This is a genomic window from Roseivirga sp. (genome assembly GCF_034669765.1).
Classification (GTDB): Bacteria; Bacteroidota; Bacteroidia; order Cytophagales; family Cyclobacteriaceae; genus Roseivirga.
Window position 1 is genome coordinate 102,113 of the sequence record NZ_JAXMOQ010000009.1, and the last position, 14,557, is coordinate 116,669.

Here is a 14,557-nt window from a genome sequence, read left to right on the forward strand (position 1 = left end):
TTTCTTTTCGGCTTAGTCCCTAAAAATCAAGCGCTTCGTCCAGAATTGGCAAACTGTTATTTCTTTGTAAAAATAACTTGAGACTTTACTGGTAGAGCGCCTTCTTCCAAACTCAAAAATGAAATACCAGTCAGCTTTTTTCCTTCACTTTTTTCTACATAAATAATTCCAAACCCAGCGGTTAGTACTTCGGAAGAAAATTCTATGGCCATGTAGTTCCCTAATGTATGGGTGTAGAATTCACGTGTTTCGTGTTGGCCATTCTCCCAAATAAACAGTTCGCCTTTGGGTCTAAATTCGAAGGTTTTATTCTGGAAAAACCCCGAACTACCGTTGGTATTCCATGAACTATTTGCTAGCTCGAATGGAGCTGTTTCTGGAGAAAAAGAGGCGAAGAAATAGTCTGTTGGATTTTCATCAATGGTTGATTTAAGCACCAACATTCCTTCATTATTCAAGGCGCCATAAAGCGTATCTTCTAAAGATTCGAAGCGAACCTGCTTACCTTCTTGAATTACATTCCATTCTTCCTTTACATCGGCATAAAAGCTTTCTGCCTTGATGTCTGATAAAACAGACAATAACATAAGCCCCGGCTCTACGAAACTTTGTTCGTCCTCATAACCGTCTTCATTGTATTCCAACACTGCTCCATCTTCATCCATCACCATTTCTGGTGGGGAAGCCTTGATGTAAGCCAAAAGCCAATTTCCTTTTAGGTTTTGAGCGCTAAGGGAAGCCGAAAGAACAATCAGAAACAAGAATAGTAAAATACGCATGCCCGAATATACGGGAAAAAGGAGTTAGCGGTCGAGCCACTTTTTAAAATCTTGCACCTTGTCTCTGCTTACAATCGCATCGGTTTCATCAGTATGAACTAAAACCAATCGAAGACGAGAATTGGAATAGGTAATAATGTCTTTCACCGCCTCTAATGAAACCAAGTATTTACGGTTAATGCGGAAGAATTTCTGTGGATCGACCAACTGCTCCACTTGCTCCATGGTGTAGTCAATAATGTATCGGTTCTTCTCTTTGGTTTGAAGGTAAGTGGCCTTTTCTTGGCTGAAAAAGTAAGCCGTATCCGCAGTGGGAATGGTATGAATGTGTTCACCTATTTTTACCACAAAGCGTTCTTTGTACTGCTTTGTCAGCATTTGCATGGCCTGTTGAATTAACATCATGTCCATTGCAGGTTTCTGCTCAGCTACGCTAGTTTTAAATCGAGCTTCGTATTTCTCTAAGGCGCTTACTAAACCTTCAGGATCGATGGGTTTGAGTAAATAATCGATACTATTCACCTTAAATGCCTGGATGGCATACTCGTCAAACGCGGTGGTGAAAATTATTGGCGCAGACACTTCTACCTGCTCCAGAATTTCGAAACTAAGTCCATCGGCCAACTGAATATCGAAGAACAGAAGATCGGGTTGCGGGTTTTCCTTTAGCCAAATTACAGCACGCTTTACCGAATCAAGCTTGGCCAGTATTTCGATTTCTGGATTAATTTTCTCTAATAAGCTAGCCAACCTCTTGGCCGCCATCGACTCATCTTCAACAATCAGTACTTTCATTTCTCAAAGGCTAATAATGGAAGTTTAACAAGAAATTCACTCGGGCCATCAATTACCTCCACTGGTATTGGGCTCAAAAATTCATATCTGGATTTAATATTCGAAAGTCCCATCCCGGAACTTTCTTCTATTGGAATGTTCTTTTTCTGAAGGTTATTTCGAATCACCAACTTATCTCCATTTTCAATCTCAATATGAATCTTAAGCGGTTCTTCTTCAGCGATTACATTATGCTTTATGGCATTCTCTAAAAGCATTTGGATGGCCATTGGCGGAAGCATCTTTTGCTCAAAGCCTTCGATACTTATGTTGAGTTGGAGCTTTTCGTCAAATCTAATTTTCTGAAGAAAGAGGTAAGAATTGACAAACTCCATTTCCGTTTTAAGACTGACCACTTCCTGTGCCCGAGTATCTAAAACGTAACGGTACACTTTAGAAAGCTCACGAATAAACTTAGCCGCCTGGTCTTGATCTTCATACACCAAATTGGTAAGCGCATTCAAACTATTGAATAGAAAGTGTGGGTTGACCTGGTTTTTTAGGGTTTCATATTTGGCCTCCATCTGCTCCTTTTTCAAGCGTTCGGCATCTAAACTGGCTTTCTTCCAGTTCTTTAAAAACTCAACTGAATTCAGGAAAAAGGAAATAACAAAGGTAATTCCAACAGAGATCAATAAGGTCCACTTAATATCCCCCATATCAATATCGAAGCCATATTTCAATACCAAATACAGCGAATAAACTGCCAATGGGGTATACACAATTACACCTATTACTCCCCAAAGAAATCGTTTACCAGGGTTTTCTAACCAAGGGATTTTGTAGGTAAGGTAGGTGGAAACATGTGCATTGCCTTGCCAAAGTAAAATCCACTGAAAAGCAGAAATCGTCATGGCATTAAGGGCAACTCCCCATGTATTGAAGCAGGTATCACACCAGAAATACACCGAAGGCCCACCAATCAGTGCGATAAGTGCAATTTCCTTGAGCTCGCGTTTCCAATTGATTGTTTTAAGATATCCCATTTAGGCTAAACTATTGGTTTTGCATTCTTTGCGCTGGCATATTTACCAACACCAAATTGTTTTCTATAACGATTGGCATGATAGGCAATCAATGGTGCTCCAATAGCACCTGGTAATACCCAAAGCAGCCAGCCCATATTTCCTAAAGCCTGAAAAAGGGCTCCATTTTGAACTAAAAAGGCGGTAATGCTAGCAATAAAAGCACCGCTCATTAAATTCATATGCGCAAACCACCACCACATTTTATCAGGCTTGGCATTTCTAAATCCTTTGATGTTAAGCCAAGCGGTGTTGGCTGTAAAAAAACCGAAAATAACCGATAAATAGCCAATGGTTGACGAAAAGTTGCTCAAGACTAAAAATCGAATTCCTGCTCCAAAAAGGGTCAAACCAAAAGCGATGGCAATAAAAGCCGCAATCCAATCTACGGGCAATGGCTTAAGCGTCTTTTTAAGTTTCAATACGCGTTGGCCTGCAAATGTCATGTAGAAACTGAAAACTGCTATAATAGAAAGGAAAAAATTGAACCTCACGAAGATCACAATCAGGATTGCACTGATGAAGATCCAAGCCATTGACCAAAAGAAAACCTTTCCGGCAGCGCGGTGAATCTTCCCTCCTTTTCTTCCAAAGAAAGCAGCCAAAATACCTGAAAGCAAAGTGGTAGCTCCTGCGGTTACGTGAGATAAGATGAGTGCTTTTTCCATAATTGAATCTTTTAAAATTAAAAAAAATGAAGGGCTCACTTTTCGCAAGCCCCAACTAATTACGTTTTACTTTCCGCAGCTAGACATTAACTCCTGAGCCATTTCTATTCCCCAAGTTGGGTCAAAACTCTTTCCTTTTTCTTCAGCATTGAATAAGGGGATGCTTTTCTGTACCAAACCACAAGCTCCAGCTGTAGATGATCCAAAAAACTGAGCCGTACCATACTGCATTTGCGCCATTAAAGCCATTGCACGTGGGTTTTTAGGATCTAACTGCATCGCCTGTCCAAAAGTCTGCGATGCCAAACCTGATAACGATTGACCTCTTGAGTTGGGATCTGCCGCTAGTTGTGACATAAAGTAAAACCCTTCTAAAGCCACAACTTCACTGTTGTTTGGAGCAAGACTTTTGGCCTTTTCTAGAAATGGCTTTGCCTTATCTAAAAGTTGATCTTTAGCCTTAACACCTTCTGCCAATAATGAGGCGTTGATATAGCTTAAAGCCGCATAGTATTGTGGATGCCATTGATCAGTTGCATTGGCAGCGATGCGTTCAAATTGGCCAGCAGAGGCTTGTAGATTTTCTACGTTACGCTCAGCCCCCATCGACTGTAATCCAGACACCATGGCTTTCATGTAAGCCTCTTGATTTTGAGCGTTTAAAGTGAAACTTGTGATAAAAAGTGCGAGTAAGATTGTTAGCTTTTTCATGTTATGTTTTTTTAAGTTTTGAGTTCTTTTCTTAATGATGACACTAAGGTGCAGTGAAAAACTGCGGCTAGAAAAAAAGTGTTACCGAACCGTAGAATCTTCAGGATGAATCGTAGGAGGTTAAATTTCAAGGGGTCAAAACTTAAATTTCAAGAGCTTTTCAGGTAGTAAAGGCTGACACTGGGGTCATTCCCCCTTTTTGAAAAAGGGGGCTAGGGGGATTAGAATTACAACTTTATTGGCCCTAACCCTCAATCTTCCAACATCCTTCTCCAAGGAGGAGTGTTCGCAGTATCATTTATGCTGCGCAATTCATAGGTATACCGTCTACTAGAAATCACTGTTTGAATACCCATGAATGAAATGCAAAATAATTCATACCTCGACTTTAGCCTAGTATCTAATGACTAAATACTAACTACTAGTTACTAAGCACTAACCTCTAAATACTAAAGATTATCCAGCTGATTCTCTTGCCCATCTTTCGTCAGGGTGATGAACAGTGCTAGAAAAACGAAACGCTTTGCCCCTTGCCCTACCTCTTGTCGTTCATAGATGCCTTGATTGTTTGCTTGGTTTGCATACTGGTAACCAAAGACATTATCACGCCCTAAAATATTGGATGAAGACATGTAAAGAATAATATTAGGTTTCAGAAGGAAAGCAGCATTCAAACTTATGTCGTGAAAAGTTGGAGTTTCATCATTCTGAAAACCAGACTTGTTTGGGTTGTGAAACAGCCTGCTTGAGGCAAAATTATAAGTCGCTCCAAACTGAGTTCTCAATGGCACTACAAAATGCTTGGCCACAAAAGAGAAGTTATGATTAGACACAAATGAAGGAGTAGCCAGGCTTGAGAAATCTTGATAGTCTCTTTCTGAATCCACATAAGAGTAAGAAACCCAGTAATCTGTATTTTCAAAAGTCTTACTGTCTCTCCAGAATACATCCACCCCTTTGGCCTCACCAAAGCCAGCGTTCGAGTAATTATTGGGGTTGAAATCATTGGCATTATTGAACTTCACTAAGTCATCATACTTTTTCAAATAGGTTTCTACTCTGAAAACACGATCCTCATGAATGTACTGATAGTTCAGAATGTAATGTGTTGATTTTTCTGGCTTTAAGCTCTGATTCACCAAAGCATAGTCGTTTTGGGCTGATTGCAAATACTGACCATAGGCCAACGAAAACTGCCCTTTTTCTGTCAGTTTATACGACATTGCTAATCGCGGATTAACCCAAGTTTGGTTCAAAAGGGAAGAATGCTCTAAACGCAAACCCGTACGGACCACAAACTTATTCGAAGCGAAATAATCTGTTTCAACAAAAGTGCTGGCGATGTTTTCTTTAAAATCGAAGGCATCATTTGGCCCGTTTTCTATGTTGAATTTGTTGGTGTATTTCTTAGCCAAGAACTCCGTTCCCATGTTCACGCTCACCTTTTCGGCTGCTTCCCAGTTAAAGGCCAGTTTTGTGTGAACACCTTTTTCGTCCTCTTCAATTTTATCAGCATTGAACCCAATTTTCTCTTGGTTCAAAGTAGTAGATATCCCAGCCCGAACAGTCCAACGGTCAGCTATCATATCTTTGTAGCTGGTATTCAAATAGAAGTAATCATTCCCTATCGAAACGGTGTCTTTCACTCCACCATTATTGATGTTGGGTTGGCGAATGCTCAAGTTCGAAATGTCCATGTTGGTGTATACCTTCAGCAAACCATTTTCACTTATTTTTTGTCGAAAAACCAATTCAGCAACTTTCCCATTGGGTGCCTCTTTCCAATCAAAATCCTGCTTGATCAAATCTTGATAAGGACGTAAGTCGGTATACTGCACCTTGCCCGAAATACTGGAGTTGTCCCATTTTTTGGTGTAGGCCAAATCACCACCCACCGTCATTACCGAAATATCTCCTTGAGTTTTCTCGGCAACATCATTGGAGTTTAAAACTAAGGCTGAAGAAAGTGCTTGGCCATATTCAGCAGAATATCCTCCTGTACTAAATATGGTGCCCTTAAAAAGAAATGGACTAAAACGGCCACGCGTAGGTACATTAGGAGCAGTAGCGCCAAAAGCATTTCTAACTTCAAGACCATCTATAAAAACCTTGGTTTCGTAGCCTTCCCCTCCACGGACAAACAACCTTCCCGACTCGCCCACTGTGGCTGTGCCCGGTAAGGTGTTTATAGCCCCCATGATATCGCCCGCTGCACTGGCCGTAGTTACAATGTCAAGCGGCTTGAGTACCGTCACCTTCTTAATATCGCTGGCCTCAAACGCCCCTGCGGTGATCGTTACACCATCAATTTTATTGATTTGTTCTTCTAAAATCACTTCCACCTTAATTGGTTGACCGTTCAATTCAAGTGGCTTTTCGAAAGTTTTAAAACCAATAAAACTTACCAATAGCGTTCGCTGTCCTGTTTCGCTTGTTTGGAAGCTGAAGGAACCGTCATTTTTAGAGTTTGCACCATCAAATGAATCCTTGATGTACACATTGGCAAAAGGGATGGATGCTCCCTGAGTGTCTGTTACTTTTCCTGAAATAACGGTTTGCGCACTAACTCCCATTGAAAAGAGTAGTGCCAAAAGAATAAATTTGAAACCTTGCATTGTTGTTGTTTTTTGAGTTTAGCCCCATGGGCTCGTTGTTGACTCAAATGTGCAACGCTCCGTTTCTGAATTGAAATTAGTCTTACCGAATCGTAGAATTAGGGGGATGAGTTGTTTGGTTTTCATAAAGCTGGGGACGGTGCTCCTCTCCGTATTCCAAAATTATTATGTTTATTTTGGATTTGATTCCAAAAATATCATAGTTTTTCGTTCCAAACCGACATGAGTTTTTAATCATCAGAATGTATTAAATTGCTTCAGTTGATTTAATCACAAATGCCAGACGTTGATCTGGCATTTGTGATTTTCAGAGTCAGACCTCTTTACTCACTTACTCACACCTTAGATTTTCCACCGGGTTTCTGCGGGCCGCCCTCATGGATTGATACCCAACTGTAAGTAAGGCAATAATCAAAGTACCGACAGCAGAAACAATAAAGATGATAGGGCTAAGCGCTATTCGAAAAGGGAAGTCAGCGAGCCAGCCGTCCATATATACCCAAGCCAATGGAATGGCGATTATTGAAGAAACAAGGATGAGGATAGTGAAATTTCGAAACAATAAACCCAATAAAGTAGTCATCGAAGCACCCAAAACCTTTCTGATCCCGATCTCCTTTTTGCGCTGTTCGGTCACATAAGCAGCTAAGCCAAACAAGCCCAAACAGGCAATACTGATGGCCAGTCCAGCAAACACTGAGAAAATGGTTTTCAACCTAATTTGATCATTAAAGGAGTTGGCAAATATGTCATCCAAAAAGTCATACTCAAAGGGTTTCCCTCCACTAAATTTATCCCAAATAGATTCACTTGCCGCCAATACATCGCTGGTCATATTGGCTTTGAATTTTACGCTAACGCTGCCCGTGCTATTGCCTAAAAAGAATACTTGGGGTTGAATTTCCTCGGTCATAGACCTGAAATGAAAATCTTTTGCCACCCCTACAATTGTATAGGCCCGTCCGTCTTCCATCATCGATTTAATTTGTCTTCCAACTGGGTTCTCTGAGTAGCCAAATCGCTTAATGGCAGCTTCATTTAACACCATGGCCGTAGAGTCTGAGGCAAATTCTTTAGAAAAGAACCTTCCGTCTGCCATTTTCAAATCATAAGTTTTAGCATAATCTTCATCCACATACCAAATTTGTAGTGAAACCGCCTCATCTGCACTTGTAGCATTTTCACTTAAAAAGGGAGAGTCATTATAAGTATTTGTCGCAGGAATAAAATCGCTTATGGTCGCACTTTCGATTACTGCGCTTCTTTCTAACTCCGTTTTAAAAACCTGAATCTGATCACCTAAAAGCTGGGTTTCATTAATCACTAAAACTTGTTCTTTATTAAAACCCAGTTCTTTATGCTGAAGATAATCCAATTGACTATAGATAAATGCCGAGCCAATAATTAGAAAAATCGATGTTGAAAATTGTACCACCACCAATATGTTTCGCATCCACCCTGCTCTTTTTCCTTGAGTAACCTCCCCCTTTAAAACCTTTGAGGGCATAAAAGAGGACAGAATAAATGCAGGGTAAATTCCAGCCAATAAGCCAACAATAAGCGTGGCCACAGCAACATAAGGCCAGAGCCCGTATAAGCTAAAAATGGGGTTTACTATTTCCTTATTGGTAAGTTGATTAAAATAGGGCAAAAGCAATGTAACAATGGCTATTGCGGCAATGGCCGAAATCAGACTGTTTAAGATAGATTCTGTTAAGAATTGGTTGATCAGTTGCCCCTTTAACGAACCCAGTACCTTTCTTACTCCCACTTCTTTGGCCCTGATGGAAGCCTTTGCGGTGGCCATGTTCATGAAATTGATGCAGGCAATCAGCAGTATAAAAAAGCCGATGATACTGAACAGATATACATTTTCGATAGAACCGCCAGAACGGAGCTCAAAATCTAGGTTGGAATAGAGGTAGATATCTTCAATCGGTTGTAAATAATAGGTAGCGGCCAAATTACCACTGGCCACAGCGTCCTTAAGGTCCACCCCCATCATTTGCTTTACTTGATCGGCAAAATGCCTTTCCAGAAAAGCTGGAAAACGACCATCCACCACTTCCTTCACCTCTTTCGAATTCAATTTTAGATAAGTTGTAAAATTATTGCTCAACCAAGAATTTCTACGGGCATCATCTCTATTCAGCATAGTGATGAACATATTATAGTCAAAATGGGTGTTGTCAGGAATGTCCGCAATTACGCCAGTAATCTTAATGTCCAATTCATCATTCACCCTTATCACTTTATTCAATGGGTCTTCCTCCCCAAAAATTTTCTTGGCGGTAGTTTCAGTAAGCACTGCCGTATTGGGCTCATCGAGCAAATGGTTTCTATCTCCCCTTAAAAGCGGAATAGAAAAAATTGAAAAGAACTCTTGATCGACCCAGGTGATATGATCTTGGCGGATGTAGTTATTATTATAGGATATTAATTGGGTTGAATTACCCCTCGTTCTTGCGGCCTCCTCCACTTCAGGAAATTCTTCTTTGACCGTTTTGGCCATAGGATCAGGTGCAAAAGAAAGATTGAAAACATTATCTCCAAATTTAAGATTTGAAGCAATTCTAAAAATCCTTTCCGAATCCTTAAAGTGTTTATCGAAGCTTAGTTCTTCCTTTACGAAGATCGCAATGAAGATACAGGCTGCCATACCAATTGCCAACCCAGTAAGGTTGAGAAATGAGTAGAATTTTTGACGCATCATGCTGCGATACGCCATCTTAAAGTTGTTTTTGACCATTGTTGTATGTATTAAGTTATGACTCAACCAAGTATCTCGAAGAAGCGAAAACCTAAAAAGAAGTACCGTATTTAAAAAGAACTTCAAATCAGCTCTTCTTTTTCCTACTTCCTTAAAGTTTGACCTGTAATGCTCCTCCAAATCACCCAAAATATCTTCTTGGAAATCAGGGTGACAGTAGAATGAAAAAATCCATTCTCCAAGTTTTTTTAGCATAGTTTAAAATCAAATGCGATATCTGGAATCTGACTTCTAAGCTCCAAGCGGGTTTCTATGTTATAGTCTATGGCTTTTTTACCCAAAGCTGTAATTTTGAAATAGCGTTTCCGCTTACCTCCCCGTTCACTTGTAGTTTCTCCAAGTTCAGAAATCAAAAAGCCTTTCTTTTCCATTCTGCGCAATGCCGATTGTAAAGCTCCCACCGAAATTTTTCTCTTTAATCGGGTTTCAATTTCTCCTTTAATTGCCACTCCGTAAGCCTCTCCATAAAGGACACCCACTGTTAGCAAAACGATTTCCTCAAATTCTCCGAGCTGAAATTTCTTCATTTTATAAAATTGTTGCCCTCAAACTCAAGAGGGTTTGTTATTAATTTCCTAAATGTAGTTTTTAAATTACGTGATAAAAAAATAAAAGTTCCTAAATGTAGTTTTAATGATTTTTCGATTTTCATGAAATGCGATAGAAAACCAATGGTTTTTTTAATTTATCACCACTACCTTAGTTTACAAATCAAAACCTTATGAAAACCAAGACCTTATTATTCCTTTCGTTCTTCTTTGTCTGTTTAATACAAAGCTGTGGTTCCGGTAGCACGCAAGAAACTACTGAGGCCGAATATGGCAATCCTCCCGCAGAAGGCTTTAATGTTGAAGGTTCGGATGCTAAAGCCATTGAAGTGGCCGATCAAGTAATGGAAGCGATGGGTGGACGAAAAGCTTGGGATAACACCCGCCATATTGCATGGAATTTCTTTGGGTCACGTGATTTAGTCTGGGATAAATGGACAGGAGATGTTCGTGTTGATATGCGCAACACCACGTTCCTCATCAACATTAATGACAATACTGGAAAAGCATTTATTGACGGAAGGGAAATTACCGATTCCGATACGTTGAACAATCTGATTGGCAGAGGTAAAGGTGCTTGGATCAATGATTCATACTGGCTGCTTATGCCTTTTAAACTGAAAGACTCTGGTGTAACCTTAAAATACAAAGGCGAAGAAGCTACAAACGAAGGCGTAATGTCGGATAAGTTAGAACTCACTTTTGAAGGTGTGGGTAACACACCAAATAACCGCTATTGGGTATGGGTAGACAAGGCCGATCATTTGGTTAAGCAGTGGGCCTATTACCGCAATGCTGCAGATACATCACAAGGTTTCAATGTTCCTTTCAAGAATTACCAACAGATGGGAAATATCTTAATTTCAGGAGATCGTGGAGAACGTCAATTGACCGATATTATGGTGTTTGATGAATTACCTTCTTCAGTGTATAAGTCGAAAGAAAAGCCAGACTTGGCTGCAATGAAAAAACCATGAAAAAACTGATCTACTTATTGCCCGTTCTCTTTTTATTCTCATGCGGAAGTTCAGAAAAAAAGGAAGAAGAAAGCAAAGCGCTCACGCCTTATTGGCAAGCCCAAACTTCTGGTTCGAAGGCCAGTTTACGAGGGCTCAATGCCGTAACTGAAAATGTAGCTTGGGCCAGTGGCACTAAAGGCACCGTACTCAGAACGATTAACGGAGGAGAAACTTGGAATGATGTAAGTATTGATGAAGCTGACACCATAGACTTTAGAGATATTCAAGGTTTTGATGCCAACACGGCCATCGTGCTGAGCGCAGGATTACCAGCTGTTATCTACAAAACCACGGATGGCGGCCAAAGCTGGCAGCAAAAATATCTTTCTATGAAAGAGGGCACTTTTTATGATGCCATGGACTTTTGGGACGATCAAAACGGAATCATTTTTGGTGATGCGGTAGATAGCCGATTGCTTATTCTGAAAACCAAAGATGGTGGAGAGACTTGGCAAGAACTTCCTTTCGAACAAAGACCGATTGCCAAAGACGGGCAAGGCGGTTTTGCCGCCAGTGGCACGTGCATGATTACAAATGGAGAGTCTGATGTGTACATCGGACTAGGCGGAGATGAAGCAAGCCTTTTCTATTCATATGATATGGGAGAAACTTGGGAGAAAACTATTACACCACTTCAGTCAGGTGAATCCACTGCTGGAATTTTTTCCATCGCTTTTAAAAATGAAAATGAAGGCTTAATGGTGGGCGGTGACTATCGTGGAGATTCGCTCACCCGAATTAACAGTGCCTATACTTTAGACCGAGGCAAATCATGGTTTCCTGTCATGGCTTCTTTAAAACCACAGGGCTATAGATCTGGTGTTGCTATTTTTAATGATTTGGTTTTGGCCGTAGGCAGACAAAGCTCCGATTACTTTAGAGAAGGAATGGAAGGTTATGCACCAATGGAAGGTAAATATTATTCTGTAAGCGTAACCAAAGACAATAAAGCTGCCTATGCTTCTGGCCCAGGAGGTTCAGTAGCCAAATTAAGTTTTAAAGAATAAAACGAAGAGCTAAACCTCAAAAATAACTTCGTCATTCGGTATTCTAAAACGTTCTGAATAGATTCCTCCCTCAGCTGCTGGGCCACAACCAATTACCATGGTTACTTCGGCTTTGCGTGGAAGTTTAAGGAATTTCTTGATCCTAAGTGAATCCATCCCTTCCATAGGACATGTATCATAACCTTCGGCTTTCATACTGAGCATAAAAGTTTGGGCAGCCAGGGCCGCACTTTTATGAACACTGATGCGCACATCAGTGGCATTTCCGTGTCTTACCATTGGCCTATTTAGACCTACAAAAAAATAGATGCATTTCTTAATAAAGCCCCAGACACCAAATGGGTCGTTGTAGTAATATTTAGGAATTAGGCTTTCGTAATAGTTGAGTGCTCTTTTTGCCCCTTTAGTTTTAGGCTCACCATAAACCTGCTTCATTTCTTTGACCAAAGCCCTTTGCCTTGTTCTCCAAAGGTCCTTTCTCGCTACAAAAACGACCAGCTCTCTGGCAGTTTTAGCAGCTTTCTGATTCATGCACATCCAACTGATTTTCTCCCGTGCTTCCTCAGAACGAATTCTATAAAACTCCCAGAGCTGCATATTGCTGCTATTAGGAGAAAGTATTGCTCTTTCTATACTTCGCTGAACCGCTTCTGGATCAAAATCAGCCTGCTGGTCGTAAATCCTAACTGACCTTCTTTCATCAACAATCCTATTAAAAACTTCTGCACGCTCACTCATTTTAGCCATATACTAAAGGAATCAAGGTTTCTGATAAAATAGCCAAAAGAAGAATTGCCACAATATTAAGTATAAAGCCTGCTCGAATCATTTCCTTCATGGGGATCATTCCGGAAGAAAAAACAATGGCATTTGGCGGGGTAGAAATAGGCATCATAAAGGCATAACTTGCCGCCAAAGTTACAGGCAACGAAAGATACATTGGATTAATATTTAAGCTTAGCGAAATCCCCAAAACTACTGGAACAAAAATAACTGCGAGTGCCACATTACTCATAATTTCAGTCATAAATAGCATAAACGCACTTAGACCTAAAACTAATAACAACCTACTAACATTCCCTTGTTGTGCTATAGCCTCACCCACAATCTGAACAATTTCGGTAGTTTCCATTGCCTTAGCCAAAGTGAGACCTCCACCAAAAAGCAACAAAATTCCCCAAGGTAATTTTTTGGTGTATTGCCAATCCAACAGGAATTCTCCTCTTTTCAAACTTACAGGAGTTGCAAACATAAGTATAGCTCCTATCATTCCTATTAAAGTGTCGTTCAACAATGTGGTATTAAACCAAGTGTTCAAGTTCCCTCGGAGGATCCATGCAACAGCTGTAGATACAAATATGAGCGCCACCAACTTCTCTGCTCGGCTAATCTTCCCCAGTGATTTAATTTGGTCATCAATAATTTGAGAAGAGTCAGCCAAATTCTTAATTCGGCTCGGGAAAAGTACCCTCGTCAATAAAAAATAGGTGATAGTAAGCATGATTAAGCAAGTAGGCAACCCCACCTTTAAGTACTGGGCAAAACTCACTTCATAATTCATCATTTCACTCATAAAGCCTACCCAAGCTACGTTGGGAGGTGTTCCAATGATGGTTGCAGTCCCTCCAATATTTGCCGCATAGGCAATACCTAGCATGAGTACTAATGAAAACCTCTTTTTCCCTTTGTCTTCCGTATTGTCAAGATTCAGCAAACTGGTGATAGAAAGTGCAATGGGGAGCATCATTACAGTTGTGGCTGTATTGCTAATCCACATAGAAAGGAAGGCTGTGGTAAGCATAAAGCCCAAGATTATTCCATTTGGATTGGTTCCTGTAAAACGAATCAGGTTCAGTGCAATTCGTTTATGGAGGTTATGTTTCTCCATTCCCAAACCCAAAATAAAACCTGCCATGAACAAGAATATGATGGGGTTTGCATAAGGTGCGGTAGCTTCGTTTGCGTTAAAAACTCCTGTAAGCTGAAATAAAACGATCGGGAGTAAGGCAGTAACAGGAATAGGGGCTGCTTCGGTAATCCACCAAATAATCATCCAAGCAGCAATCCCAACCACTTTCCACGCATCAGGAGATATCCAAAGGTCAGGGGATAATGCCGGAATCAGAAAAAAGACAAGGGGGCCAGCGATTAGCCCAAAAATTTTAGCGGCTTTAAAATCAGGTGTACTCATTTTATATTTTGGATGACCTACTAAGATAGTATTTTAATCGAGCGATTTTCAGCCACCCCAATTCAAATATGCAATTTCTGACAGGTACTGAAAAAAGAAAAGAGCTCCAACCTCGAGCTCTTTTTCTTAATCAACCTTAAAATACTAAAAACTAACTATGTATAATCAACCTTAATCTATATTCTTACCTGATAAATATTGTTTCTAAACTCTTCTATCAAAACACTTGTGGGTAGGTATACCGATATTTGAAGGAAATTGTTTCAGTATTCAGAATAAAAATTCGTTAAAAAAGGTTAACAAAAATTTCCAACATCATGGGGAGAATTGTAATTCGGCCAAACAGAACATCTACACCAATTAATCCTTTGGCTTAGCCATTTATTGTTC

12 protein-coding genes are annotated in these 14,557 nt (G+C 40.2%); 2 read left to right on the top strand and 10 right to left on the bottom strand.

Going from position 1 to position 14,557, the window contains the following annotated elements; translation table 11 throughout:
* Nucleotides 1–56 precede the first annotated feature (56 nt).
* The 8 genes from VOI17_RS16500 to VOI17_RS16535 all read right to left on the bottom strand — a co-directional run bounded on the left by VOI17_RS16500 (nt 57) and on the right by VOI17_RS16535 (nt 9,929).
* Nucleotides 57–779, bottom strand: coding sequence for a hypothetical protein (locus VOI17_RS16500; protein ID WP_323758329.1), 723 nt, complete (start codon nt 777–779; stop codon nt 57–59).
* Between the two features lie 24 nt (nt 780–803).
* The gene (locus VOI17_RS16505) at nt 804–1,574 is read right to left on the bottom strand and encodes a LytTR family DNA-binding domain-containing protein (protein WP_323758330.1); all 771 of its coding nucleotides are present in this window, start codon (nt 1,572–1,574) and stop codon (nt 804–806) included.
* Complete coding sequence (locus VOI17_RS16510) at nt 1,571–2,599, bottom strand: sensor histidine kinase (RefSeq protein WP_323758331.1); 1,029 nt, start codon at nt 2,597–2,599, stop codon at nt 1,571–1,573. The genes VOI17_RS16505 and VOI17_RS16510 overlap by 4 nt, the downstream gene beginning before the upstream one ends.
* A 5-nt stretch (nt 2,600–2,604) precedes the next feature.
* Complete coding sequence (locus VOI17_RS16515) at nt 2,605–3,306, bottom strand: hypothetical protein (protein WP_323758332.1); 702 nt, start codon at nt 3,304–3,306, stop codon at nt 2,605–2,607.
* Nucleotides 3,307–3,372: 66 nt separating this feature from the next.
* Nucleotides 3,373–4,017, bottom strand: coding sequence for a hypothetical protein (locus VOI17_RS16520; RefSeq protein ID WP_323758333.1), 645 nt, complete (start codon nt 4,015–4,017; stop codon nt 3,373–3,375).
* 449 nt (nt 4,018–4,466) lie between these two features.
* Complete coding sequence (locus VOI17_RS16525) at nt 4,467–6,632, bottom strand: TonB-dependent receptor (protein ID WP_323758334.1); 2,166 nt, start codon at nt 6,630–6,632, stop codon at nt 4,467–4,469.
* Between the two features lie 331 nt (nt 6,633–6,963).
* Complete coding sequence (locus tag VOI17_RS16530) at nt 6,964–9,597, bottom strand: ABC transporter permease (protein WP_323758335.1); 2,634 nt, start codon at nt 9,595–9,597, stop codon at nt 6,964–6,966.
* Complete coding sequence (locus VOI17_RS16535; RefSeq protein WP_323758336.1) at nt 9,591–9,929, bottom strand: PadR family transcriptional regulator; 339 nt, start codon at nt 9,927–9,929, stop codon at nt 9,591–9,593. The genes VOI17_RS16530 and VOI17_RS16535 overlap by 7 nt, the downstream gene beginning before the upstream one ends.
* Nucleotides 9,930–10,123: 194 nt before the next feature.
* Here VOI17_RS16535 and VOI17_RS16540 point away from each other — a divergent pair, with 194 nt between their 5' ends.
* Both VOI17_RS16540 and VOI17_RS16545 read left to right on the top strand, forming a co-directional pair.
* A complete protein-coding gene (locus VOI17_RS16540; RefSeq protein WP_323758337.1) occupies nt 10,124–10,927 on the top strand; it encodes a hypothetical protein in 804 nt (267 codons plus the stop codon).
* Nucleotides 10,924–11,976, top strand: a complete 1,053-nt coding sequence (locus tag VOI17_RS16545; protein ID WP_323758338.1) for a WD40/YVTN/BNR-like repeat-containing protein — start codon at nt 10,924–10,926, stop codon at nt 11,974–11,976. The genes VOI17_RS16540 and VOI17_RS16545 overlap by 4 nt, the downstream gene beginning before the upstream one ends.
* A gap of 9 nt (nt 11,977–11,985) precedes the next feature.
* Here VOI17_RS16545 and VOI17_RS16550 read toward each other — a convergent pair whose 3' ends face one another.
* Both VOI17_RS16550 and VOI17_RS16555 read right to left on the bottom strand, forming a co-directional pair.
* Entirely contained in the window at nt 11,986–12,723 is a 738-nt protein-coding gene (locus VOI17_RS16550; RefSeq protein WP_323758339.1) for a nitroreductase family protein, read from the bottom strand.
* Entirely contained in the window at nt 12,716–14,167 is a 1,452-nt protein-coding gene (locus tag VOI17_RS16555) for a DASS family sodium-coupled anion symporter (protein ID WP_323758340.1), read from the bottom strand. Before VOI17_RS16555 ends, VOI17_RS16550 begins: the two co-directional genes overlap by 8 nt.
* Between the last annotated feature and the right edge of the window lie 390 nt (nt 14,168–14,557).

What these genes read in the sequence shown, in the direction of transcription:
- VOI17_RS16500 (WP_323758329.1), bottom strand. Translation starts at nt 779, where the DNA reads ATGCGTATTTTACTATTCTTGTTTCTGATTGTTCTTTCGGCTTCCCTT.
- VOI17_RS16505 (WP_323758330.1), bottom strand. Translation starts at nt 1,574, where the DNA reads ATGAAAGTACTGATTGTTGAAGATGAGTCGATGGCGGCCAAGAGGTTG.
- VOI17_RS16510 (WP_323758331.1), bottom strand. Translation starts at nt 2,599, where the DNA reads ATGGGATATCTTAAAACAATCAATTGGAAACGCGAGCTCAAGGAAATT.
- VOI17_RS16515 (WP_323758332.1), bottom strand. Translation starts at nt 3,306, where the DNA reads ATGGAAAAAGCACTCATCTTATCTCACGTAACCGCAGGAGCTACCACT.
- VOI17_RS16520 (WP_323758333.1), bottom strand. Translation starts at nt 4,017, where the DNA reads ATGAAAAAGCTAACAATCTTACTCGCACTTTTTATCACAAGTTTCACT.
- VOI17_RS16525 (WP_323758334.1), bottom strand. Translation starts at nt 6,632, where the DNA reads ATGCAAGGTTTCAAATTTATTCTTTTGGCACTACTCTTTTCAATGGGA.
- VOI17_RS16530 (WP_323758335.1), bottom strand. Translation starts at nt 9,597, where the DNA reads ATGCTAAAAAAACTTGGAGAATGGATTTTTTCATTCTACTGTCACCCT.
- VOI17_RS16535 (WP_323758336.1), bottom strand. Translation starts at nt 9,929, where the DNA reads ATGAAGAAATTTCAGCTCGGAGAATTTGAGGAAATCGTTTTGCTAACA.
- VOI17_RS16540 (WP_323758337.1), top strand. Translation starts at nt 10,124, where the DNA reads ATGAAAACCAAGACCTTATTATTCCTTTCGTTCTTCTTTGTCTGTTTA.
- VOI17_RS16545 (WP_323758338.1), top strand. Translation starts at nt 10,924, where the DNA reads ATGAAAAAACTGATCTACTTATTGCCCGTTCTCTTTTTATTCTCATGC.
- VOI17_RS16550 (WP_323758339.1), bottom strand. Translation starts at nt 12,723, where the DNA reads ATGGCTAAAATGAGTGAGCGTGCAGAAGTTTTTAATAGGATTGTTGAT.
- VOI17_RS16555 (WP_323758340.1), bottom strand. Translation starts at nt 14,167, where the DNA reads ATGAGTACACCTGATTTTAAAGCCGCTAAAATTTTTGGGCTAATCGCT.